At 56.4% G+C, this 24,093-nt stretch carries 18 protein-coding genes; all 18 read right to left on the bottom strand.

What is annotated here, in order from left to right; all coding sequences use genetic code 11:
• Nucleotides 1-10: 10 nt before the first annotated feature.
• Nucleotides 11-1,420 carry a sucrose-6-phosphate hydrolase gene (locus AC4PR2_RS08175; RefSeq protein WP_197804299.1) on the bottom strand — a complete coding sequence of 470 codons (1,410 nt, stop codon included), beginning with the start codon at nucleotides 1,418-1,420 and terminating at the stop codon, nucleotides 11-13.
• Entirely contained in the window at nucleotides 1,420-2,790 is a 1,371-nt protein-coding gene (locus AC4PR2_RS08180) for a sucrose-specific PTS transporter subunit IIBC (protein ID WP_060422588.1), read from the bottom strand. The genes AC4PR2_RS08175 and AC4PR2_RS08180 overlap by 1 nt, the downstream gene beginning before the upstream one ends.
• Before the next feature lie 63 nt (nucleotides 2,791-2,853).
• Nucleotides 2,854-4,254, bottom strand: coding sequence for a carbohydrate porin (locus AC4PR2_RS08185; RefSeq protein WP_197804298.1), 1,401 nt, complete (start codon nucleotides 4,252-4,254; stop codon nucleotides 2,854-2,856).
• Nucleotides 4,255-4,449: 195 nt separating this feature from the next.
• Entirely contained in the window at nucleotides 4,450-5,376 is a 927-nt protein-coding gene (gene cscK / locus AC4PR2_RS08190) for a fructokinase (protein ID WP_100395901.1), read from the bottom strand.
• A 196-nt stretch (nucleotides 5,377-5,572) separates the two neighbouring features.
• Nucleotides 5,573-7,696 carry a TonB-dependent receptor family protein gene (locus AC4PR2_RS08195; RefSeq protein ID WP_141960270.1) on the bottom strand — a complete coding sequence of 708 codons (2,124 nt, stop codon included), beginning with the start codon at nucleotides 7,694-7,696 and terminating at the stop codon, nucleotides 5,573-5,575.
• A 160-nt stretch (nucleotides 7,697-7,856) separates the two neighbouring features.
• A complete protein-coding gene (locus tag AC4PR2_RS08200) occupies nucleotides 7,857-8,993 on the bottom strand; it encodes an ABC transporter substrate-binding protein (protein ID WP_197804297.1) in 1,137 nt (378 codons plus the stop codon).
• 86 nt (nucleotides 8,994-9,079) lie between these two features.
• The gene (locus tag AC4PR2_RS08205; protein ID WP_197784779.1) at nucleotides 9,080-11,227 is read right to left on the bottom strand and encodes a phosphocholine-specific phospholipase C; all 2,148 of its coding nucleotides are present in this window, start codon (nucleotides 11,225-11,227) and stop codon (nucleotides 9,080-9,082) included.
• Between the two features lie 124 nt (nucleotides 11,228-11,351).
• Nucleotides 11,352-12,191: an NADPH-dependent 7-cyano-7-deazaguanine reductase QueF gene (gene queF / locus AC4PR2_RS08210; RefSeq protein WP_060441065.1), complete on the bottom strand. Its 840-nt coding sequence runs from the start codon at nucleotides 12,189-12,191 to the stop codon at nucleotides 11,352-11,354.
• The gene (locus tag AC4PR2_RS08215; protein ID WP_019453032.1) at nucleotides 12,169-13,065 is read right to left on the bottom strand and encodes a queuosine precursor transporter; all 897 of its coding nucleotides are present in this window, start codon (nucleotides 13,063-13,065) and stop codon (nucleotides 12,169-12,171) included. The genes queF and AC4PR2_RS08215 overlap by 23 nt, the downstream gene beginning before the upstream one ends.
• Nucleotides 13,066-13,680 (bottom strand): helix-turn-helix domain-containing protein, encoded by a 615-nt coding sequence (locus tag AC4PR2_RS08220; protein ID WP_004937341.1) that lies wholly within the window; start codon nucleotides 13,678-13,680, stop codon nucleotides 13,066-13,068.
• Nucleotides 13,681-14,209: 529 nt separating this feature from the next.
• Entirely contained in the window at nucleotides 14,210-15,511 is a 1,302-nt protein-coding gene (locus tag AC4PR2_RS08225; RefSeq protein ID WP_337046944.1) for a cytosine permease, read from the bottom strand.
• Between the two features lie 20 nt (nucleotides 15,512-15,531).
• On the bottom strand, nucleotides 15,532-16,221 hold the full coding sequence (locus AC4PR2_RS08230; RefSeq protein ID WP_033636032.1) for a helix-turn-helix transcriptional regulator: 690 nt from the start codon (nucleotides 16,219-16,221) through the stop codon (nucleotides 15,532-15,534).
• A 27-nt stretch (nucleotides 16,222-16,248) separates the two neighbouring features.
• On the bottom strand, nucleotides 16,249-16,659 hold the full coding sequence (locus tag AC4PR2_RS08235) for a GNAT family N-acetyltransferase (RefSeq protein WP_060422598.1): 411 nt from the start codon (nucleotides 16,657-16,659) through the stop codon (nucleotides 16,249-16,251).
• 427 nt (nucleotides 16,660-17,086) lie between these two features.
• Nucleotides 17,087-18,001 carry an alpha/beta hydrolase-fold protein gene (locus tag AC4PR2_RS08240; RefSeq protein WP_197804294.1) on the bottom strand — a complete coding sequence of 305 codons (915 nt, stop codon included), beginning with the start codon at nucleotides 17,999-18,001 and terminating at the stop codon, nucleotides 17,087-17,089.
• Nucleotides 18,002-18,622: 621 nt separating this feature from the next.
• Nucleotides 18,623-19,507 carry an ATP-grasp fold amidoligase family protein gene (locus tag AC4PR2_RS08245; protein WP_060441025.1) on the bottom strand — a complete coding sequence of 295 codons (885 nt, stop codon included), beginning with the start codon at nucleotides 19,505-19,507 and terminating at the stop codon, nucleotides 18,623-18,625.
• A gap of 50 nt (nucleotides 19,508-19,557) precedes the next feature.
• The gene (locus AC4PR2_RS08250; protein ID WP_492175008.1) at nucleotides 19,558-20,853 is read right to left on the bottom strand and encodes a lysine N(6)-hydroxylase/L-ornithine N(5)-oxygenase family protein; all 1,296 of its coding nucleotides are present in this window, start codon (nucleotides 20,851-20,853) and stop codon (nucleotides 19,558-19,560) included.
• 1,438 nt (nucleotides 20,854-22,291) lie between these two features.
• Nucleotides 22,292-22,894: a DUF2913 family protein gene (locus AC4PR2_RS08255; RefSeq protein ID WP_158524203.1), complete on the bottom strand. Its 603-nt coding sequence runs from the start codon at nucleotides 22,892-22,894 to the stop codon at nucleotides 22,292-22,294.
• A gap of 345 nt (nucleotides 22,895-23,239) precedes the next feature.
• Nucleotides 23,240-24,064: an HpcH/HpaI aldolase/citrate lyase family protein gene (locus tag AC4PR2_RS08260; protein WP_060423102.1), complete on the bottom strand. Its 825-nt coding sequence runs from the start codon at nucleotides 24,062-24,064 to the stop codon at nucleotides 23,240-23,242.
• Nucleotides 24,065-24,093: the final 29 nt, after the last annotated feature.

Genomic DNA, 24,093 nt, shown 5'->3' on the forward strand with positions numbered 1-24,093 from the left:
GGAGGATGCGTCATTCTAGCATGCATGGCGTCAGCGGCCAGTATTCCAACGCCAGCGCTGCGCTCCCGTTCAGCCGCAGTTGCGGTTCACCTGCCGGGAAGTAGCGCGCGCTCATCACCGCCTCGCCGTGGTTGATGAAGATTTCCACGCTGGAGCGATCGAACAGCAGCTGCAGATGCGTGACCGGGCCGCGCCAGTAACGGTGCTCCGGCCGGCCGTCGGCCAGAGAGGTGCGCGTCAGCTGCAGCCGCTCGCCGTCCCAGCTCAGTGTCATCGCGTCGCCAAAGGCGGCGCTGAACGCACCCTGCGGCGTCAGCTGCAGCTCCGCGGCGCCCAGCGCATAGGTGGGGGCGTCATCGGCGCGGCCTCGCCAGTCTTCTCGCTCGCCGCGCAGCTGTTGCAACTCGCGCGCCGGGCGCTGGTGGAGGCGGCCATGCCGCAGCGACAGCTCGCGTGGGCAGGTCATGGTATGGATCCAGCCATAACGGCGCGTCGGATGGGCTTCTTCATCTTGCTCGGGCACGCCCATCCAGGCGAACAGCAGGCGGCGGCCATCTTCCGCCAGCGTTGTCTGGGGCGCGTAGAACTCGAAGCCGGCGTCCAGCTCGTGAAATTCGTCGTGGCTGAAGGCCGCCTGCCGATAATCCAGTTTGCCGAGCAGATAGCCGGCCTGATAACGGTTGAGGTAGCGTTCCGGCTGCGGCGCCAGCCCCTGCGGGCAGCAGATCAACACGTCGCCGCCGTCCAGCGAGAACAGATCCGGGCATTCCCACATGTAGCCGAATTCGCCCAGGCCGTTCAGGCCGGAACCGGCGATCTCTCCCAGCGCTTGCCAGTCGCGCAGATCGCTGGAACGCAGCAGCAACACCTTGCCGCGATCCTGCAAGTCACGCGCGCCGAGCACCATGTACCAGGCATCCTGATGACGCCACACTTTCGGGTCGCGTACGTGGCCGCTGTAGCCCTCCGGCAGCGGCAGCACCGGCCCGAGTTTGCGGTATTCGCCCCGATCGCTTGCCTGAGCCAGGCATTGGTAAGCGGTGCGTGAGCCGTCGGGGAATTTCACGTTGCCGGTATAGATCAGCGTGATTTTGTCTTCCGCCACCACCGCCGAGCCGGAGTAACAGCCGTGGCTGTCGTAACAGGCGCCCGGTGCCAGGGCGAGCGGCTGATGTTCCCAATGCACTAAATCGATCGACTGCCAGTGTCCCCAGCACTTGTTGCGATGATCGCAGCCCAGCGGATTCCACTGATAGAACAGGTGATAAACGCCGTTGTGCTGGATAAAGCCGTTGGGATCGTTCAGCAAGCCAACGCTGGGCGCCAGATGCCAGGCCGGGCGGTGCGGATCGCGCAGCGCGAGTGGCTGGCCGTTCATGACCGCCCGCAGTGCCTGTTTGATTAAGCTGAGTTCTTCCATCATTGCGCGTCCGTGTTGTATTTCAGCAGCAGGGAGAGCACGAAGGCGCTGCCAAAAGCGATTGCCAGGCCGAGGATATAGCTGACCAGCGAACTGGCCTGCACGATCGCCATGCCGGGGATCGCCGTCAGTCCGACCGCGTTCATGCCGACATGGTTGGCCACCACCCAGGCGCCGCCGAGCGCGCCGCCCGCCAGCGCCGCCAGGAAAGGCTTCACGAAGCGCAGGTTGATACCGAACAGCGCCGCCTCGGTGATGCCGAGCATGGCGGAAAAGGCCGAAGGCACCGCGATGGCTTTGATTTTGGCGTCGCGGGTTTTGAAATACACCGCCAGGCAGGCGCCGCCCTGAGCGATGTTGGCCATCGACCAGATCGGCAGCAGGAAGTTGACGCCGATATTGGGGTTGCCGAGCAGCCCGGCCTCTACCGCATGGAAACTGTGGTGAATGCCGGTGATGACGATAGCGGAATAGAGGCCGCCGAACAGCAGCCCGGCGAACCACCCCGCATGGGCAATCAGCGTGCTGAGCACGAAGGAGATGCCGTCGCCCAGCGCCCGGCCGGCGGGGCCGATAAACAGCAGGGCGACAAAACCTGAGATGACCACCGTCAGGAACGGCGTCAGGATCAGATCGAGCGCGTTGGGGATCACCTTGCGCAACCGCTTTTCCAGCACGCTCATGAACCACACCGTCAGCAGCACCGGGAACACGGTGCCCTGATAGCCGATCATGGCGATGTCCAGACCGAAGAAGTTCATGGTGTGGAACCCTCCGGCGACGCCCCAGGCGTTGGTCAGCGCCGGATGCGTCAGAATGCCGCCGAGCGTGGCGCCCAGGTAGGGGTTGCCGCCGAATTCGCGTGCGGCGGTGAAGCCGATCAGAATCGGCAGGATAATGAACGCCGCCGAGCTGAACATATCCAGCATGATGAACAGCGCGCTGTTGGCATCGGCCCAGCCATAGGTTTTCACCATGCCGAGCAGCCCCATCAACAGGCCGGACGCGACGATCGCCGGGATGATCGGCACGAAGATGTTCGACAGCAGGCGGGCGATGCGCTGCAGCGGGTTGAGCTTTTTCGCCGCAATATCGGCGGCTTCGGCCTTGCTGGATTCGCTGACGCCCGCCGCCTTGATGAATTCCGCATGCACCTTGTTGACCAGCCCGGTGCCGAAGATCACCTGGATCTGACCGGCGTTGCTGAAGCAGCCTTTGACGCCGTCCAGTTTGCCGATGGCCTCTTTATCCACTTTGCTGTCGTCCACCAGTACCAGGCGCAGGCGCGTGGCGCAGTGGGCGGCGCTGGCGATATTCTCTTTACCGCCGAGCAGTGGCAACAGCGCGTTGGCGGTTGCGGTAATGTCCATGTTGTCCCCTTGCTAAATAAAAATGCCGCTGCGCAGTTTGCGGCGCAGCGACGTGAATCGATGTCAGAAGAAATACTTGAATCTGGCGCGCATGCCGTAACGTTGGTCGTTGTCGCCGTTGGCTATCTTGTTGTCGGCGTTGGCTTCCAGCAGCGAGACATAGGCCCCCAAATACAAATTGAAATTCTTCATATTCATAATGTTAGGTATCTGATACGACGCATGAACGGTGTGGATGTCGTAGTTGCCCGGTTCGCTGAGCGGGTTGTGGATATCGGCGGCGATCCCGGCGGTATTGAACTCTTTGATATTGTTATGGGCATAGATATAACCCAGTTCGAAGCGCCGCCACAGCACGTTCACGCCGGCGGTGAAGTCTTGCTCGCCTGACGCATCCAGATAGGCGGTACTCAGGTTGGCCACCACGCCGTTGTCCGGATCGGCGGCGCTGTTGTTCCAGCTCATCGTCATGCCGTAGCCGTTGCGCTTGGACTGATCGACGAAGCGGCCCTGGCTGTCCTGATAGCCGTAGGCGTTATTCACCACGTTGCTTTCCATTGCTGCCGCGATGCTGAAGGCGTCTTTTTTCCAGGCGATCACCGGGCGCAAATAGGCGACGTTTTTCTTATTGTCCAGGGCGTTGCCGTGGTAGCTGTTGTCCTGGAACAGCGAAGTGCCGTCCTCCACCAGCGTGTTCAGCTCGAAATAGACATCACCGGCGTATTTGCTCAACATCAGGTTGCCGCCGCTGCTGCTGCGGCCGCGGCCTTCTTTCATCATGTAGATATAGCCGAAGCCGTCGGCGTACAAATCGTTGGCGGTATTGCCGGAGTATTGAATGAAGGTGTCCTGATTCAGTGGGAACATGTCGTAGGCTTCAAAGCGGCCGATTTTGGTTTGCCAGTTCTTTTCATTGCCGAAGAAGAAGGCGGCGTCGTCCAGGTTCATTTTGCCGGTCATGTCCGCCAGCGGCTGCACGCTGAAGCCGGAGAAGTTGCCGTCCTGATTGCGGCGGTAGCCGTCCAGCCCGACCAGAATGCGGCCGTTGATATCCCAACGCTCTTTGTTGCCGGGCTTCCAGTCCTTGTGGTCGCTGCCTTTCAGCGACGTCAGTTGGCCGCTGCGGCTGGCGCCGTCCAGGTTGAACTCCACGTCGCCGTACAGCTTCAGATCGTTGAAGCCGTTCAGTTTCAGTGCGCCGGTCGGGGCAATCGGCGTAGCGGCATGCTGCGCAATCTGCGCGGTTTGCCGTTCGGTGTTGGCGGTGCGCTGTTCCAGCTGTTGCGCCCGGCGTTCCGCCGCCGTCGCGCGGGTTTCAGCCTGTGCGGCGCGCCGTTCCGCCTGCGCCAGACGTTGTTCCAGGGCGTTGAGGCGCGCCTCGATGCCGCCGCTGCCCGATGCCGCTGCGCTGGAAGCGGAGAGGAAAAGCCCTGTTGTTATCGCCAAATAGCTGAGTTTTTTCATCATCGTCTATCATCCGGGTAAGGGTTGTTATTATTGTTTGCTAAATTGCTAAACCGGTTTTTCAAGGCGAAAGATAACGAGAGGGAGGCGAGCTGGCAACTCAGTTAGCTAACCCGATTCAGCTATTGTGATCGAGCGCGCAAATCGTGGGCAAAAGACCACGGCGAACCTGAGGATCGCCGTGGATGCAGAGGATCAACGGAGGAAAGCCGCCAGCTCGTCGGCGTGGGGCAGGGCGGTCATGGCCCCTTTGGCGGTGGTGGCCAGCGCGCCGCAGGCCTGCGCCTGGGCGATAACCGCCGGCCACTGCGCTTCCTGCGGCAATTCGTGAAGGCGTGCCAGCGCCGCTAACAGCCCGGCGACGAAGGCATCGCCGGCGCCGGTGGTATCGACCGGAACGACAGGCGCCGCGCGGAAATGACGCAGCCGTTGGCCGTCATGCACATAGACGCCGTCGCCGCCCAGCGTCACCAGCAGCAGGCGCAGCGGATAGGTTTGCATCATCCAGCGAATGGCGTTCTCCAGATCGTCAAGATGGCTGATGAAAGCCAGCTCTTCGCGCGACAGTTTCACCACGTCCGCCAGCAGCAGCGCCTTTTGCAGGCAGGGGCGCAGCGCTTCCGGCTGGCGCCAGACCTCTTCGCGGATGTTGGGATCGAAACTGACCCGGCCACCGGCCGCCCGGATGCGTTCCATCGCGGCAAAGGCCGCGCTGCGGCTGGGTTCCTGCGAGAGCGCGATGGAGCAGAGGTGCAGCCATTCCCCCCGTTGGAAATCCGGCAGATCGTCAGGCTGCAAAAACAGATCGGCACTGGGCTGCACCATAAACGTGAATGAGCGCTCACCCTGCAGATCGAGATCCACCACGACCGTGGAGGTGTGGTGTTCGGGGTCTGGCCGCATATGGCCGATATCCACCCCTTCATCGCTCAGCACCTGCTGCAGAAAGGCACCGAAGCCGTCTTGCCCCACCCGCCCGATAAAGGCGCTGTCGCCACCAAGCCGGGCGATCCCCACCGCCACGTTAGCCGGCGCGCCGCCGGGGCATTTGAGATAACCGTTGGCATTTTCCGGCACCAGGTCGATCACGGCGTCGCCCAGTACCCATACGCGATTCATCATGCTTAATCCCTGTTATTAGCCTTGTCAGATGGGTGGCTAAAATAGAAGAACCGGTTTAGCAAGGCAATGAAATAATGCTCCAAGTTGCTTGGTCAGTGAGGAAGATCAAAAACAGGATGGGCAAGATGCGGGAAAACCGCCCGCGATTCGGTCGGGCGGTTTGATGAGCGAAGCGCCTGTGGTGGGCGCTGGCGCGTCAGAAAGCGATCGATCCCTGCACGAAGAAAGTGCGCGGTTCGCCGACGTACTTGCCGAAGTTATTGTCGTTGGAGCGGGTGAAGTAGCGCTGGTCGAACAGGTTTTTCACCCCGGCGCCCAGCGTCAGGTTCGATAGCTGCGGCCCGAAATTATATTCCCCGCGCATATTCCACACCATGTAACCGGCGATATCGCCGAACTGACCATCGGCGCTTTCCTGCGTGACGTACTCCGGCCCGGTGCCCGGCGAATGCTGTTTGGACTGTGCGTAACCGTCCAGATTCCATACCCAGCTGCCGGTGGCGTAGCGAGTGCCGACGGTATATACCTGGCGCGAGTAGAACGGCAGATCTTTACCGGCGAAGTCGCCCTTGTCGGTGCTGGCTTTGGTGTAGGTATAGCTGGTGTAGACGCTGGCACCGTCGAGCGCCCGGTTCAGCTCGCTGAGATCGTAGCTGAGCGCCAGCTCGATGCCTTTATGCTTGGTGGCGCCCATATTGGTCCAGCCCACGTCGTTGCTGATGTACTGCAGCTGGTTATCGAAGTCGATGTAGAACAGCGTGGCTTCGGCTTTGACCACGGTATCGTCGTAGCGGGTGCCGAATTCATAGGTGTGAGCTTTTTCCGCCGTCAGCCCCGGCGCAGGTTGGTTGCCGTTGCCGCCTTTGGTCAGTTGGAAATACTGCATGCTGCCGAACGATGTGTTGGCGTTGGCGAACAGTTTCCAGGCGTCGGACAGGTGGTACATCACGTTCAAGGACGGCAGCGGTTCGCTGTAGCTTTTCTCGCGGCTGATGTTGTTGAACGAATCGTCCACGTGGGTGCGAATGCTTTCATAACGCAGGCCCGGTGTGATCGTCCAGTTGCCGACGTTGATGGTGTCGTCGATATAGAACGCGTTGGCTGCGGTGCCGCCGGAGGTGTGCTGGTAATAGTCCGGGGTATCCGGCGTCGAGTCGATATTCGCCGGATTATACCAGGCCGAACGCGACGCCTTTTCATCCATGGTTTCATTCAGGTAACGGTAACCGAGGGTGATCTCGTGCGCCATATCCCAGAAGCGGAAGACCTGCGAATAGCTTGGTTCGATAGCCCAGGTTGAATAGTGACGCGGATAGGAGACCATGCGCCGCTGGCCCGCGTTTTTGCCGGTGCCTTCCGATTCGATGTTGCTGCCGCGGTAGCTGTCGGTGAAGTAGGTCAACACCTCGAACTGCTTGTCGTCTTCCTGATGTTTGTACTTGAACGACATATCCTTGCGGCGGCCTTCGAACTGGTCCCACGGCCGCGTGGACTGGAACGGGTTCTGCGCGTACTGCGCGGTGCTCAGCCCGCCCGGCATGCCGGCTTTGGCGTCGTAGTAGTGGAAATTGGCCAACAGTTCGTCGCGATCGGTAAACGCATAACGCGTTTTCAGCATGAAATCGTCGATGTCGGTGTTGTCGTTGTTGTCGCGGTAACCCTGGCCGTGCAGGCCGGAGTAGAGCAGCTCGGCGCCGAAGCCGTTGTCTGCGGTGCCGCCCACGGAGGCGCTGGTTAGGGTCTTCAGGCCGCCGTGGCTGGCGCCCTGGGTTTGAACGCTGGCGGTGCCGCCAAACGTTTTGGGAATGTCTCGGGTAACGAAGTTGATCACGCCGCCGACGTTCTGCGGCCCGTAGCGGACTGCGCCGCCGCCGCGCACCACGTCCACCGATTGCAGATTACCGATAGACAACGGAGCCATCGACAGCTGCGGCTGGCCGTAAGGCGCGACCGCCAGCGGGACGCCGTCCATCAGAATGGTGGAGCGTGGAGAAAGACGCGAAGTCAGGCCGCGCACACCGACGTTGAGCGAGATGTCGCTGCCGCCGGTGCCGTTGCTGTCGCGCACCTGCACGCCGGGCACGCCGCGCAGGCTATCGGCGATGGTCTGGTCGCCTTGCTCGTGCATCTGCTGCTGGGTGACGATGGAACGCGCGCCCGGATGGTTGAGCAGCACCGAACTGGTATCAGGGTTGTCCAGCCAGTTGCCGACGACGGTCACGGTGTCGGTATCGTTTTGAGATGAATTATCAGTAGCAAGGACAGGGAACGCGACGGCGATGGAAGCCGTCAGCAGTGAAAGCCGAAAAAGAGGTGACATAATAATGCCTTAAGAGTTTCAGACCCGGATGTGTTTTTTTAGAAAAGACAATCTTAATGATAATTATTGGCAAGTAAATAGAATTGTTACGGGATAGTTAAGCGGGTAACTAAATAATGAATGCGGGAAACAGGGCCCGGCTGGCGGGCCCTGGCGGGGGTTATTGTGGCGTAAGCCAGAAGACGCCGCTGTAATCCAGCGCGGTGAATTTCTGGTGCACCATTTCGATATCCGCTTGCGGATCAATATCTTTAAACAGCGCCGGGTGCAGGAATTTGGCAATCGCCTCGACGGCGATAAAGTTGAGTGGCGTGTCGTAAAATTGATGGTAAATCGCCATCACGCGTTTTTCTTTCACCACTTTCAGCACGTTAATGCCGGTGCGATCCAGCAGATGCGCCAGTTTCTTTTGGCTGGTGGCCATATCGGTGGTGTAACCCAGCGGCACCGCCAGCGTGCCACGATGCCCGCGACTCCAGTCGGCGCCGGTCAGCAGATAGAAATCCGGGTTGCTGCTAATCACCTGCTCGACATTCACTTCACCGCCCATGTCTGAAAACAGCTTACTGCCGATATTGTTGCCGCCGGCGGTATCGATGAACTGCCCGAAGCTGCCTTTGCCGAAGGTGTTGCAGCACTGTTCGCCTTTGATGCCGGCGCTGCGCTCGATAAAGACGCTGGGGCGTTGCTCCGGCTTCAGCGTAGCGACCCGCTGCCGCACCAGTTCGAGGCGCTGCTGATAGAGACGGATAAAGGCGTCGGCGTTGGGCTGCTCGTCAAACACTTTACCCAACAGCGTCATGCTGGCGACGGTATTGGTCAGCGGCTGCTGGCGAAAATCGATGATCACCACCGGGATGCCAACTTTTTCCAGCTGGGTCAGTACGCCGCTGTCTTTCAATTTGCTCAGCAGGCCGATGTCGAAAATGATCAGATCCGGTTGGCGCACCACCGCGCTTTCCACGCTGAAATCACTGGTATAGGGATTGTCGAAGGTAGGGATTTGCATGACCTGCGGAAATTTTTTCGCATAGGCTTCAACCAGGTCCGGTGCTTTGACCTTCAGCGAGTTGTCCCAGGCGATGATGTTTTTCAGCGGCTGCTGCGGGTGCAGAATATTCAGCGCCAGCAGCGCGCGAGCGTCGGCCAGAATAACGCGTTTGGCCGGTTGCGGCAGGGTGACCTGGCGGCCGGCGACATCGGTGACGACGATCGGCGCGGCTTGAGCGGCGCCAGCCAACAGCAACACACAGGCGGCCAACCAGCGGCCGGCTTTAGCGATAAGAACAGCGGGCATGAAGATCCTTGGGTAATCGGCGAAGAACGAGAACGCAATGATAAGCGATATCCTTTCGCTTTTTGAACTCCCTTGATGCCGAGCGGTTACTCCTGGCCCATCAGCGGGTCGCTGACGCTGTGCTCGCCATCCTCCAACCGGCCCGCCAGGCGGCGTAGCCAACCTCCCGGGCTTTGCAGCGTAAGGTCATACCAACCGCCGCTGGCGTGGGCATCAAAGCTTTGCTGGTGGCTGCCGCCTGCCGGCAGCGTGATGTGCCACGGGCCCTGCTGCGTATAGGGGCAGCGTTCGAGGGTAACCGCTATCGCTTCGGTGCCCGGATTGTTCAGCTGCAGCTGCAGGCTGCGGCCCGTCGGGCGCAAACGCACCTCCGGCTGCGGCCGGTTCAGGGCGCCGCGCAGTTCACGATGAAAGCCGTTGGGGCCGAGCAGCCACAGATGGTACCCATCCTCCGTCTGCCAGTCGTCGCTGATCGCCTTGCCCGCCTCGACGGTAAAACGGCGCGGGATCTGCGCTAGATCTCGCCGATCGTAGACGTGAAACACCGCGCCCTGCTCGCCGGTATTGAACAGGTTCAGCGTCACGCGGCGCTGTTCGGCCGCGACGGTGGCCTCGACGTGCAGCTGGTAGGGCAGCGCGCGGGAAGGGCGCGCCAGGCGGCGTTGGTGGGGCAAACGCTGGTGGACAGGCGATGGCAGCGGTACCTGCGGCAGCTGTTCCTGGCGCTGGCGCAGGCCATCGGCGGCGTGGCGGCTGGTGGCGGGCAGGCTCGGCAGCGCTTCGCCGTTAGGGTCGACGAAGTTGAACGCCGAGGTGAGATCGCCGCACACGGCGCGGCGCCAGGCGCTGATGTTGGGTTCATGCACCTGAAAGCGCTTTTCCAGGAATTGCAGCACCGAGGTGTGATCGAAGACCTGCGAATTGACCCAGCCGCCGCGGCTCCAGGGCGACAGCACCAGCATCGGCACCCGCGGGCCGGGGCCGTAAATGCGGCCGTCCGGCGGCGGTTGATCCTGCGAACCGGGCGGCGCCACGTGCTGGAAGATCTCGGTGTCGAACGGCACCGTCGATTTACCGGCGAAGCTGCCGTCCTCGCGCAGCGACGGCGCGGAAGGCGAAGGCATATGGTCAAAAAAGCCGTCGTTTTCGTCGTAGTTGACCAGCAGGACGGTTTTACTCCACACCTCCGGGTTGTCGGTCAGCGCGTTGAGGATCTCTTGGGTGAACCAGCCGCCCTGCACCGGGCTGGAGGGATCGGGGTGTTCCGAATAGGCCGCCGGCGCGATGATCCAGCTGACCTGCGGCAGTTTGCCCTGCTGTATGTCGGCGCGGAACCCGGCCAGCATGGCGTCCAGATCGTTGCCGTCGGCGGCCGGCAGGGTGTTGCCGTTGCCTTTGTACAGCGGTGCGGCCTCGTTGAGCGCATCGCGATAGGGCACGAAGGCGTTGAAGTCTTTCGGCGGCCGCGCCGGATTGCCCACCTGAATGCTGGCGGCGCGGTACTGGCGGAAGCCCGCCAACGGGTTGTCGGTAAAGTTGTCCGGCAGGAATTGATACACCTTCCAGCTGACGCCGCTCGCCTCCAGCCGTTCCGGATAGGTTGTCCACTGGTAGCCGATCTCCGCCGGGCCGGGGCTGTCCCATTCGTTGACCACCACCGCCACGTCGGCGGCGGACGGGCCGTTGGTTCCGGTCCAGTGGAACAGCCGGTTGGTGTTGGTGCCGGCGTGAATAGCGCAGTGATAGGCGTCGCACAGGGTAAAGGCGTTGGCCAGCGCGAACTGGAACGGCAGCTCATGCTGGCGGTAGTAGCCCATTGAAGCCGGCGTTTTGTAGGTGGGCCAGGCGCTCATGCGGCCGTGATCCCAGGCGGCTTGCTCATCCACCCACGAATGCGGCGTGCCGGTGACGCGCTGGGCGTTGCCGCGTTTGCTGTCCAGGTGGTAGGGCAGTACCAACCGCTCGGCGCCCTGCTGTTGCCAGACATGGCGATCGCCGGGCAATGGAATGGTAAAACGATCGCTGAAGCCGCGCACGCCCGGCAGGGTGCCGAAGTAGTGGTCGAAAGAGCGGTTCTCCTGCATCAGGATCACCACGTGTTCGACGTCGCGCAGGGTGCCGGTGCGGTTGTTGGCGGGAATGGCCAGCGCTTTGCGAATCGAGGCGGGCAACAGCGAGAACGCCGATCCGATGGCGGCAGCCCGCAGGATGTCTCTGCGTGAAAGGTCAGGCATGCGTCGTTAATCTCCGTCAGTGTGCTTTGAAGATAGCCGCTGACGACGATAATGGCGAAAAATAACAGGGAGATGAAAGCGAGGGAAACAATGCTCCCTGGCGGGAGCACTGCGGGGATAACGCTTACTGTCTGATCAGGCGGCCGAGCGCCGGCGCCGTTTCGAAATCGCTGCGGAAGGGGTTGATATCCAGGCCGCCGCGGCGGGTGTAGCGCGCGAATACGCTGAGTTTTTCCGGACGGCAGCTCTGCTTGATGTCGTTGAAAATACGCTCGACGCACTGCTCGTGGAATTCGTTGTGCTGGCGGAAAGAGATCAGGTAGCGCAGCAGGCTTTCGCGGTCGATTTTGCGGCCTTCATAGCGGATCACGACGCTGCCCCAGTCCGGCTGGTTGGTGACCAGGCAGTTGGATTTCAGCAGGTTGGAAGACAGCGTCTCCGACACCGGTTCCCCTCTCTCGGCCGCGCCGCTCAGATATTCCGGTTTGAAGGCGAAGTCGTCGACCGCGATATCCAGATCGTCGATGTTGATGCCCGGCAGGCGGTCGATCTGCGCCGGGTAACCTTCCAGCCCCGGATAGAGCTTGACGGTGACCTGGCCGTTGGCCGCCTGCGACAGATCTTTCTGCATGGCGGCGCTCACCTGTTCCACGCTGTCAAAGCGCGTTTGGTTGAAGCTGTTGAGATACAGCTTGAACGATTTGGACTCGATCAGGTTCGACGAGGAATGCGGGAAGGTAAATTCGCCGATGCCCACCACCGGCTTGCCCTTGGCGTTGAGCCAGGACAGCTCGAAGGCGGTCCACAGATCAAAGCCGCTGAACGGCAGCTGCCGCTCGTCCACGCCGATCAGATCGCGGCCGCGCGCACGCGGCAAGGCTTCGAGCAATGCGGGAGCATATTGATCCGGATAATCGGAGTTCGCGCCAAGATGGGTGATCTTATCTTGCTTTTGGATATGCATATTCATTGCCCTTTGCTTGTTCGGTATTGATGTAGCGGTTAAACAGACTGCGGGTGGCGTAGATTGGCCCGACGCCCAGCAGGGCGTAAACCACCTTGATCAGGAACTGCGACAGGATCATGGTTTTGATGATGTCCCAGCTCAGCACGTTGTAGAACGCCAGCGTACAGAACACCACGCTGTCGATGGCCGAAGCCACAACGGTACTGGTGATCACGCGCACAAACAGGTAGCGGGAGTTGGTCAACTCTTTGATTTTGCAAAGCAGGTAGGAGTTGACGTTCTCGGAGATCAGATAGGCCGCCGACGAGGCGACCAGCACCGCCATGATGCTGTGCACGATGCCGTTGTAGGTCTCGCTGTACTCCCACTGCGGAATGCTCGGCACCAGCGTCGTTACCCAGACCCCCAGGACGAAGGTCAGGTTGGCGATAAACGAGATGATAATCGTGCGCCGGGCCAGCCGTAATCCATAGAATTCGTTGAGGATGTCCACCAGAATGAACGTGAGCGGGTAGATGAAGATCGCCGGGGGCGTGATGAGATTCAGCACCGGGATTTGGATCGGCTTGACGCCGCACAGCGTTGAGAAAATATAAATCACGCTGAGCGCCACGGTAATAATCAGGTAGGCGTACCAGGAGCGTTCGTGGCGATCGCTGAGCTCGTAGGCGGTTTTTTGTTTGTTGTCGCCATAGAGTTTGCGGTACAGCGCCTGCAGCTCGTGCCGGCTCAGATCTTCTGATATTTCGCTGTCGGCCAGCTCATTCAGCCCCATGGTAATGGTTTTGCCGGTGGCCAATACCATGACATTGGCCGCGATGGTGCCATGTCGGGTGAAGCCCAACAGCTTGAACTTCTGATTCGGTTCCATTTATAACCTTTCTCCAACGATATAACCCAGGAATTGCACGGTGTCCTGAGGGCGTTTGTCCATGCTTTCGCTGTCTTTGTCGTCAACCACAAAGAAGCCGCTTTTTCCCGAGTGATACAGCAAAGGTGAATCGCAAATCAGTACCGGCGGGCGTTTGATGATGATGACTTCGCCGGGAATAAATGACCCTTTAATTTCGGTCTCTATTTTCATTGCCAACATGTTCGACTCATCGCCGAAGAAATAAGTCAGAGGAAACTCGGTGACCAGCTGCCCGATCTTGCGCTGCGAGACGGCCAGATAGCGCGACTGCGGGATCACCGGGATGGCGGAAGGGTTCTTGTTGCCCTCGGTGGACAGCGTTTCGTTGAGCAGCTCCAGTTTTTCCAGATCGTAGTCTTCGATCTCTTCACAGGAGACCCCGAAGAAATCGGAAATCCGATTCACGGTGGATTGCTGAACGTTGTTCACTCTTCCGTCAAGAATTTTGTAGAGAGTCGTGCGCGTCAGGCCGCTGCGGTTGGAAAAGGAAGCCTTGGTTTCACCGCGGGTACGCATCAGATATTCAATATTTTTAATGATGTTGATTTTGCGCTGTGCGTTGGTGGTTTTCATCGGCTGTCCTTACAAACATTACGCTGGCTTCACTATATCTTACGCGTCGGCGTTGTCCAGATAAAAAGGCGCTGAGGGGGAGGTAACAGGCTGATTATTGGTGGTAATTATTGTTTCTTGTCAGCCGTTTAGCGCAGTGATATTAGCGCAGGCGATCGGGGTGACCTGCAAAGATGATAAAACTGTGTAAATCAATTGATTAGCTTTTGCTTATGGAAAAGTGAACACAAAAGCCAATTTTATGTGTACTTTTATGTTGACCAAAGCCGATTTCATGAGCTACTGTTCATTCAAGCTGAAGTTTTTCTTTATGATCAAAACACTGAAGCCAACGATTTTATAATAAAAAACTCAGAGGGGGCGCTGCCACACTCTGAGCCTAATAGATAGCTTGCTACCGACACCAGGGACCCTAACCATCATGGCCGTTTGTCCGCGCGATCGGCCCATTCTTTTCCGTTACGCCCACCTTTCCTGAGCATAAACACTCCCCCGTCACCGGAGGAGTGCATTAACTCATGGGCGAAAATCAGAGCGACTTCTGTGAGGCCAGCGGTTTTTGCGCCCGGCTGAAGGCCAGTTTGAGCACCCAATACAGCAGGCTGGCGGCCACCAGAGAGTTGATGGTCGGTACGCCCCATTCGGTCGCCAGACCCACGGCGCCACCGGCGATGCTGGCGACGATCGCCGCCCAGCCGATGGTTGGCGTCTCGTTTGGCAGCTGGCCCGTGCGGCGGCTCTCGTCCAGGATTTTGCGGTGGCTGCGCAGCAGATAATAGTCCACCAGCATGATGCCGATAATCGGCGGGAAGACTACGCCAAGCACCGTCAGGAAGTCGACAAAGCGGTCCAGAATGCCCAGCACCGACAGCGTGGTGCCCAGAATCCCGATCGCCAGGGTGGTGTAGGTGTACTTCAGCTTTTTGCCGGTGATGCCTTCCACCGCGTTGACGATGCCCAGCGAAGAGGAATACAGGTTGAGATCGTTGACGCGCAGGGTGGAGAACACCACGACCAGCAAACCGGCGCCGCCGGCTGCTTGCGACATGATGGTGACCACATCGGCGGTGCCCAGGGTTTTGGCGATCAGGATTGCCAGACCGTTCACCACGAACTCGCCGGCGATGATGGTGAAGATCGTGACGCCGAGCACGTGCTTGCCGTTTTTGGAGTAACGGGTCAGGTCGGGCGTCATCAGGCTGGCCACGATGGCGCCGCCGACGACGATGGTGATGCCGGCGCTGATGGTCAGCGGTTCACCCGGCGGCGCCAGCTGGATGATCTCCTGCAGGTTATGCCCGGTCAGTGCGGTCACCGATATATAGGCCACCAGCATGATGAACATCGGCACCGCGATACGGGCGGCGATGCGCAGCGCTTTGAAGCCGAATGCCACCAGGATGGTCAGCAGCGTGCCCGAGAGCCCGGCGGCCAGGCCGAAGCCCAGCTTATTGCCGAGCGCGAAGTCGAGCGACTTGGCGAAAATGGCGTTCTGAATGCCGAACCAACCCAACAGGCTGACGGCCACCACCACGCCGATCAGCACCGACCCCAGACGGCCGAAGCCGCACCAGCGCGCCAGCAGGCTGCCGGAAATCCCTTCGCGCATGCCCGCCAGCCCCAGGCCGTAGGTCACCACGCCGAAGATCAGGCTGCCGACGAAAATGGCGGTGAAGGCGTCAATCAGCGTCATGGAGTTGCCGAGTACGGCGCCGAGCATGAACTGGTCCAGCGCGGTCAACATGCCCATATGCACGATGGCCACGCTTAAAAACGAAACTCTTTTATCCTGCGGCACCCGGGTGAGCGGATAATCTTCGATCTTTATCACGGTGAGATCTTCCTTGCGGTTCAAATAAACTGAATGCCTTTGGTTATCAGGCGATCGGGAATGTAGTTATCCAGGTTGGCGTATTTGCAGTACTCCTCAAATTGCTGCTGAGTATGCACGTTGGCCTTCTGGTAAATGTTATAAATGCGGTTTTCGATGGTCTTATTGCTGACGTTATAGATTTTGGCGATCTCTTTCACCGTAAATCGCTGAAGCATAAGAAAAATGACATCGAGTTCGGCACGGGTGAACAGCTCGTTATTGACTTCGGTGGTCAACACGCTGGGCTTTTGCTGATTGATGTATTTCAGCGGCGACAGGCTGTTCATCGGCTTGGCGTTCCAGATCACGCCAATCACCTGTTTGTCATCGTTGTACACCGGCAGCTTTTCGCTGATAAACGGCGTCAGGCTGTCTTTGCCGTACCAGTAGTGCGTTTCTATGACCGTGACCCGATCGCGCGCCGCTTCGGTCATCTTGTCATGTTCGATAAAGTCGGCGGCGGAGTCGGCCCAGTCGGCGGGGAATTCGTGGTCATATTTGCCGGCGACGTCGAAATTCAGCGGCGTATTGGTATAGAGATAAGCGGCGCGATTCATATAAAGGTGGCGGGACAGCTGGTCTTTGATGCCCCAGGGCTCGCTCAGGTGCTCCATCATGGTGATGAGGCCCTTAAAATAAGATTCATTATTTTTATGCGATGAACCCATACCTACCTCTGCGCCGCTCAGGCCGCGTTACAGGCTTTTAGCCAGGTAATGGCGGGTGTGGCGATGCGCGTAGTCGCCCAGCTCGCCGTAGACCCGGTAGCCCAGTTTTTCGTAGAAGCCCCGGGCCTGGAAATCGAAGGTATCGACATAGGCCATATGGCAACCGCGCTTGCGGGCTTCTTCTTCGGCCAGTTGCATCAATTGGCGGCCGTAACCACTCTTGCGACACCGATCGCCGACCCACAGATACTGCACTTCCAGGCCGCCCCACCAGGTACGTGCGACGAGGCCGCCGACGATCTGCTGGTTGTCGTCGGTGACGGTCAGAAACAGTGGGTGAATGTCTACGGGCTGGGTTTTATGGTTGTGAGCCCAGAGGCTGTCGATAACGAACTCTTCATCCTGCGGGTTGGGTTTGTCGGTGATATTAATATTCATTTTTAATATAATTCCCTGATTTAATTATTCAAAACTGAACTAGGCACTTTCGCCTTAACCGCTTCTAATATCACTTCCGTTAATGTATTTCAAGGGTGGTTTTCACCCTTTTCCGCCGGGTGAGGGGGCGCTTATAGTAGGCGTCACAGGGAGAAGAAAATAGTGAAACAGGCGGTATTAAAACGCTGAAATGCCCTGCTTACACCATCTTTTCCTACTTGCGCCTCACCAGGGCCCCACCGGGAAAACTGCAGTACTGTATGGCTCCACCGGATAGAGCAAGCTCACTTGCCGACGGGGGAGCCACTTTGTTTTTTGACGCGCCCACCCGCGCCCGCCACTCGCTGTCTCAGATATTAAACACTCTTCTCATCAGAAGATATGCGCCGCAGATGAAAATGTGGCCGATACCTTCTGATCCGCTGATTTAGTTCTCTGTTATGACGCTGCTCAGCGCCGGCTCGATGGCGGCATCCAGCATGGCGCCGTGTCCTAAGGCCGGCCACTCCCGATAGCCGACGGCGAGACCGTCGAGCTGCGCCAGGTGTTCGGCCAATAAACGCGTTGCGTCCGCCGGCAGAGCGGGGCTCTTCACGCCGGGCGGGGCCGCACGATCGCGTTCCGCCAGGCCAACCCACAGTTGCAGCTTCGCCACCGGCGCCGGGCGTCGCGCCATCATCTGCTGCGCTTCTTGCAGGATCATGCCGTTGCCCCACCACAGCGAGGGTTCCACGGCGATGTAGCGTTGGAAGGCGGTGGGATGGGTGAACAATGTGTGCAGCACGAAGAGCCCGCCATAGGAGTGACCCCACAGCGTTTGCCGCTGCGGATCGACCGCCAGTTTGGCGGCGATCGCCGGTTTGATCCGAGTTTCAATCAATTGCAGGAACGCATCCGCGCCCCCGCCGCCCCGCGGCGGTTGCTTCAGGCCCGCCGGCAGAGGGAGCGTATAGTCGTAGGCGCGGCCGGCGGCATCGATGCGCAGATCGTTGTCATAGCCGATCATCACCAGCACCGGTGGCCGCTTCGCCGCCGCCAATTTGGCCAGCAAGGCGGGATTCAATCCCATCAGCACTGCATTGCCGTCGAGGAAATAAACCGTTGGATAGCCGTCAGGCGCAGGGGCCTGGCGCGGCTGGGCGATGCGAACGCGGTAATGCCGTTGGCCGTCGGCGGAGGTGAAGCGCAGATCGCTGAAACGGTAATCTGCAGAATCGCTGTCGGCAACGGTAGTGCCGATCTTGCGTTCCAGGTCGGGCCTGGCCAGCACGGAGCCCGGCAGCCAAAGGCCGATGGCGAGCGCCAGAAGCGCGGAGATAAAATGCCGGTTGGACAAGAACATGCGGATCAACATCCTTGTAAAAAGCCGATAGTAGCATCCGTTCGGGGCCGGCAAAACCTACCTTTAGGGCGGGCATTCCGACGGCGAAGTGCGGCCGCAGCCCAGAGAGGGCCGCCAGTTGCTTTGCCGGGTTAATAGCAACCCCTTGTTATTATTGATAAGTCAGGAATAAGAAGGATTACAATTAATTAGAAATTATTATGATTTTTGTGGGTGAGCAAACGGCGAAGAAGGGTGAAAACACACGGTTATCAACGATGTTTAGCAAAAAAAGCCCTATAAAATAGGGCAAAGACACACAACAACACCAGGGAAACTTTCCGGTATCTTATATTATAGCTTCCTATACATATAGAACATTTTATTATAAATATGTAAGTGATTCTTATTAATCGCTCAATGCCATTGTTTTTCAAATGGTTATGCAATCTGGTTGAGGTATTGCCCTTGGGGCTGGTGCGGATAGCCAAGGGCGGGAGGCGGAGATGTTGCCGTCACGGCGGAAGAACAGGCGAGAGCCTCGGCCCGATAACCCTCAAGGCAATACCGACCGGCAGCAAACGTGCCGGCCGGTATTTCTGCTCAGGCGTGGTCGATCTTCACCGTAGGGCCAGGTGAAAATCAGTGCTGTTGCAACGTCAACATCTCGCCGAGCAAAACATCGGTTGGCGGCAGGATATCCGTATCCAGCCCGGCGGAGGGGGTAAAGGTCAATTCGCCGAAAATGATCTGGCCTTTGGAGATGTAGAAATCAACGCGAACAAACTCGAAGGGCGCGGACAAGCGTGAGGCATACTCAAACAGCTCATCGTAGCCTTCTGGCTTCACGAAGGCGTCTATTTCTTCCTGGCTCAAGGCCAGGCAGTCATCGCTGTAGCACAGAAACTTGAAATCTTTGTCAAAGAAGTAATACTTCGGCGACCCGGTATCTCTGCCGACACACAGCAACGTGCAGTAAGGCACACCGCGGAAACAATAGATTTTATAGTCTTCAGGCCCGTGACCATTGGCCGATTCGATATATTTCTCCCCAATGATCTTTTTTTGTATCCCTTTGTAGTTGAGCTCTACATAGGTTTTCCAATAATCGTCTTTCATCCAGCCATCGATCAATTTTTTGGCGCTCTTGATATTCAGCAATTTTTTATTCTGGCAAATCAGGTTATACCCGGAACCGTGATTCCCTTTGATCACAAACTTATCCGGTAATGCGTCCCACGGAATATCGTTCACTGAATCACAGGCAAAGTACAATTCATTAAGGATCTCTTCGCACCCTTGATCTTTGATGTACTGTCTTACCGCATATTTATCTGCACACTGCTTCACCAACGCATTGTGGCTATAGCCATTCAACTTCAGGTGATTGATCTTTTCATTCCAGGTGGATGGCGCCTGCAAGTTCAACGGTTTGCCAAATGCTTTTTTGTAGAGCAATCTGGCCTTGAATTCGGGGGCCAATACGGCCAGCTGCTTCGTAATAAATTTAATGACTTGTCTTTTCATATACGTAATTCCATCAAAGCGTAGTGACAATGATTAAGACGTTCTTGTATTTAAAACGCGTGTGGTACGCTTTCACTGCGCCATTGAATGGCCGTCGGCGTGGTTCCCAGATCAAATGGCTTGTGGTCTAACGCCCGATTAAGAATCCGGGCCGATCGCCACGCCATCAGGCTCAACTGCGGATCGGCGATGCCGTGATTGTGCATACTGGCGTTCATGGCGAATAAGCAGTTCTCCGCCGGGCCTTCCCACTCAAAGGTAAAGTCTGGGGCGATGCGGTATTCGCCATCCGCAGTGGTCAGCAGGCGGTGGGCCAAAGGTTCAAGGAACTCTGGCGTGGCCGTCTGATAACCGGTGGCGAAGATCACCACGTCCGCCTTGAAGGCTTCCTCACCGTGATCGAGATGATGACGCGTTTCGAGTTGGTAGGCGTTATCCAGCGTGTGTTTCACGGCCGTCAGCGAACGGCTGGGCAGCAGGCGCACCCATAATTTCTCGCGCAGGACATCGAAGCGGTGGTACATGGCGCGATAAATCGCCAGCAGCGACTCACTGGTGATGCCGTCTGAGGTCATCTTCTGTTCGGCCAGCATATGCCGCTTGGCCGCGCTATCCAGCGAGTAAAAGCTCTCGACGTAATCGGGCGTGAAGTATTCGTTGGCAAAGGCCGCTTCATCAAGCGCGTTGTAATTGTTGCGGCGCGATATCCAGTCGAGCTGGTCCGGCTGGCCCCATTCCCCTTTAAAAATATTCAGGAACAGATCGGCGCCGCTCTGGCCGCCGCCGACGATCGCCACGCGCTTGCCGGTCAAATCGGGGTTGCGCAGCATCATTTCGCTGGCGTGGAAACAGCGATCGCTTTGCGCCGTCACGCAATCCGGCAGCTTTATTTTCTTGCCTATACCAATGCTGACGTGTTTGGCGTGGAAGACCATATTCGAGGTGGTCACCACGAACTGGCGCTGCCGATCGTCGAACTCGATCCGCTGAACGTCTTGGTTAAACGCCAACGAGTCCATCCCGCCGGCGGCCCAGGTGAGGTAGTCGGCGAACTCTTCACGCGATGCGGTGCGCTGTTCCGTCGTCAGAAAACGATAGAACTTTCTGTTTTTTACCAGATAGTTGAGAAAGCTGTAGCGATTGGTGGGGGCAACTGCACTCACCAGGTCTTTTAAAAAGTTGGTCTGCATGCTGCAATCCGCCAGGATCATCCCTGGGTGCCAGGAGAAATGAGGTTTGCGCTCCAGGAATTGCCCCGTAAACCCTTCTATTTCACTTCCTAAGGCCGCCAGGCTAAGATTCGACGGGCCAAGGCCAATGCCGATGATATCCAAACGCTGATTCATTAATAAGCTCCAGTATAATGAGAATAATACCCAGAAATACGGCTGCAGATAGGGTGGCTTATAGCAACCAGGCTGCCTTTTTCTTATAAGTAAGCTTCACGAATTAAATTTAATTAAAATGTGTGCGGGCCAGAAATACCGAATTTTTAAATGCCCGTTTAGAATTTGGTAGCACATTAGGTAAAGGCTACGGGCGTATTTCTTTCCATGAAAATCCCTATGAAAGCTTGCATGTGGTTTTAATGATTATTCCTACGTAAAAATCCGATATCCCTGAGTCTCGACGCCATGAAAACGATCGCCTGAAGCGGCTACCCATCGTATGGATTCTCATCTGATTTTCTGGTGTATGTGCCAGCCTGCGTTCGTTTTGCATTTCCGGGATCGGGTGTTCGTTGCTTAGAATAACCCTAAAATAGGCGCTGAGAAGGTGAAATAACGTGATATTAGAATCAGGGGGTATTTTGAAAAAATGAAATTAAAAGTGAAATTATGAAATCAGTTTATTATACTTCTTTTTTTACATTTTAATTCAATGGGTTGAATGCTTGTTCATAGCTGCTTGTTGAGTGAATGAGCAGGGGGGGGCCTGAGGAAGAGGTTCCCTTACTTCGTCGTTCTCATCCTGAATCAATAGAATTCGCCCCCTGTGAGCGTTAAGTGATAGGACAAGAAGTGTTCATGCCATATACAAAATGTGTTGCGCGTTTAGTGAACATCGACTCAATGCCAATGGGCTCTCAAAGAGGAGCGGCTACCCCGCGTAAGGCGATTGCGCTGATATAAAGGCCTGACTTGCTACTATGCCATCAATGGCAAGAAGGATGGGAAGATGCTGATGTTTCGGCTATGTACCGAACTAAGAGTGGGTCTAATAGAGCGATTATGAGGTTCTTAATCGATAGCCTAATTATCTTAGATGAGATAACTTCTCCTTAGGCGAGGTGAAAAAATTTTTTCTGGGTGTTAACAAACGACTCTATGTGCTGAAACTTGCAAAGTTAGATGATGGCAACCTTGTCATGTATAACGGCAGGATGCCAGAGAGGCTTTGTTCCGCGCCTAAAAAATAGGGTACGCATCCCATAATGTATCCACTATGGGATGGGGTTGATGGAACATAATTGAAGATTGCAAGGGCCTCTTAATGGGCCTCTTCTTGTTATGTCTCTTTGGTAATAAAAGCTTACTTGTCTATGGAGTATAGACCACTTCGCAAGGTGGGTTGCCTGTATTCTCCCGGCAAGAAAAAAGCATTCCTTCGGTAATCTGTTTGTTATCCTGCGTGATCCTCCCGTAGTAATAGACTTTTTTCCACATTATCTCGAGCGGCTGCTGCATCATTGGCGGCAAGGCGGCTAATTTTCTTTACACTGGCGCTGGCCACTGTGGCACGACTCAGCCGAGCGTGCAGGGCTGCGTGATTGGATATAAGTGCTTATTGGGGAAACAGCACGACCCGATGGAAGAGCTCGCCTCTCTCAATCAGCTTTGCAGAAATAGCTGATTGGGCCATTAGCGCCAAGAGTGATTCAACATCTCCAATGATGCGTAACTCTAAAGTATTGGTTAACTCACCATTATCGGAGAACGCTGCTCTTAACGTATTTTCTTCCGTGTAAAACTCATTGGGTGCAGAAGATGCAGAAAAGCGTTCATCTTTCCAGATGTGGCTGTCCATGATGAAGTTTTTCCAACCTTGCTCTCTCAGTTTCTCGGTAACATAGGTGAGTCGAAATAAGTCCGATTGGGTGATGAGGGGGTCAGTGCAGGATCGCCACAGGTATTGCAGTTTTTCACGCAGCTTGCTGGCGGGGCCTTTTCTCCGTCCCTGCTCAAGCAGGAGTGCAATATCAATGGCAACACATTTTGGAAACCGCTTTTGTTTTTGAGCCGTAGCCAACCAACGAACCAAAAACAGATGTTCAGTCAACGGCGTACTGGCAACGCCTTCCTGGCGAGCAATACCCAGCCCAACAAGAGCACAAAAGGCCAGATGGCTCAGTGCTGATAGTGTAATTTCGGGGGGATTGCTTTGCATAGCAGTCTGCATCTTCGTCCCTATGATTTCAGTCCCTCTGACATCCTTGCCAGCGTAATAGTGTTACCCGATGCTATCATGAATTCATAAGAAAATCTTACCAAAATGAGCGTTGTGACAACATGCCTGGTTTGTGCGAAATGCAGCGCCTCTATCGCAGACTCGGGCTCCTTACTGGAAGGCTACTCTTTGCTTGTCGGACACTCTCTCCGGGGCAAATGCTTTGGCCTGACGTTAAATGATATCGAACGGTTAAATATATATAGAGAGAGTTTATCTATAACCACTCAAATAATAATTATGATTAATATTATTTGAGTGGGTTGCTAATATGTCCATTCTGATTTATTTATTGTCCATTAAACGGGCCGCCTGTTTTATTAAAGGTAAATCTACCATCGAACCTCCGATCTGGAATGCATAACTCTCTCTGGACTGTTTTAACACTTCTTCAGCCCATTTAATTTGTTCCTCAGTAGGGCTAAATGCTTTGGCAACCACATCGACTTGATCCGGATGAATACATAATTTCGCACTGAATCCAAGAGATCGGGCATGGCAGCAATCCGTTAACAACGTTTCGGGCGTACAAAATTCGGGGGTGACGCAATCAATAGGGGGCGGTAGGTTGGCAAGCCGTGAAGCCACCACGATACGACTTCTCGCATAGAGAAGTGCCTCAGGTGTTTGCAGACAATTAATATCGTGCGAATAATCTAAAGAGCCGAACGCTAATCTGACCACACCGCTACAGGCTATACTCTCACAGTGATACAATCCTCGCGCCGTTTCTATGATGCCGATAAAGGGTAGCCTTGATATTCCGGCATTAAGCCTCGACTTCAAATGGTTTATCGTTTCACTGCATTCCAGTTTTGGCACCATCACACCCGTAATCAATGGCTTATTTAATGAATTGAGTAAACTGATGTCGTCATCAAATTCCTTGTCGTTTGGATGATTTATCCGGATATATATTCCGGTTTTAACGCTGCTCTTATTAATTTTATGTAGCCAACTCAGAACGTTATCACGCCCAAGGGGCTTTTCGTTCGGATGAACAGCATCTTCAAGATCAATAATGATCGCATCGGTACCACTGGCCAACGCCTTCGAAAACATTACCTCTTTATTAGCAGGGATAAACAAATAGCTAATCTCTATACTCATACCTTGTCCGCCTAAGTGATTGATATAAA

The sequence above is a fragment of the Serratia sp. A07 genome, assembly GCF_058725505.1.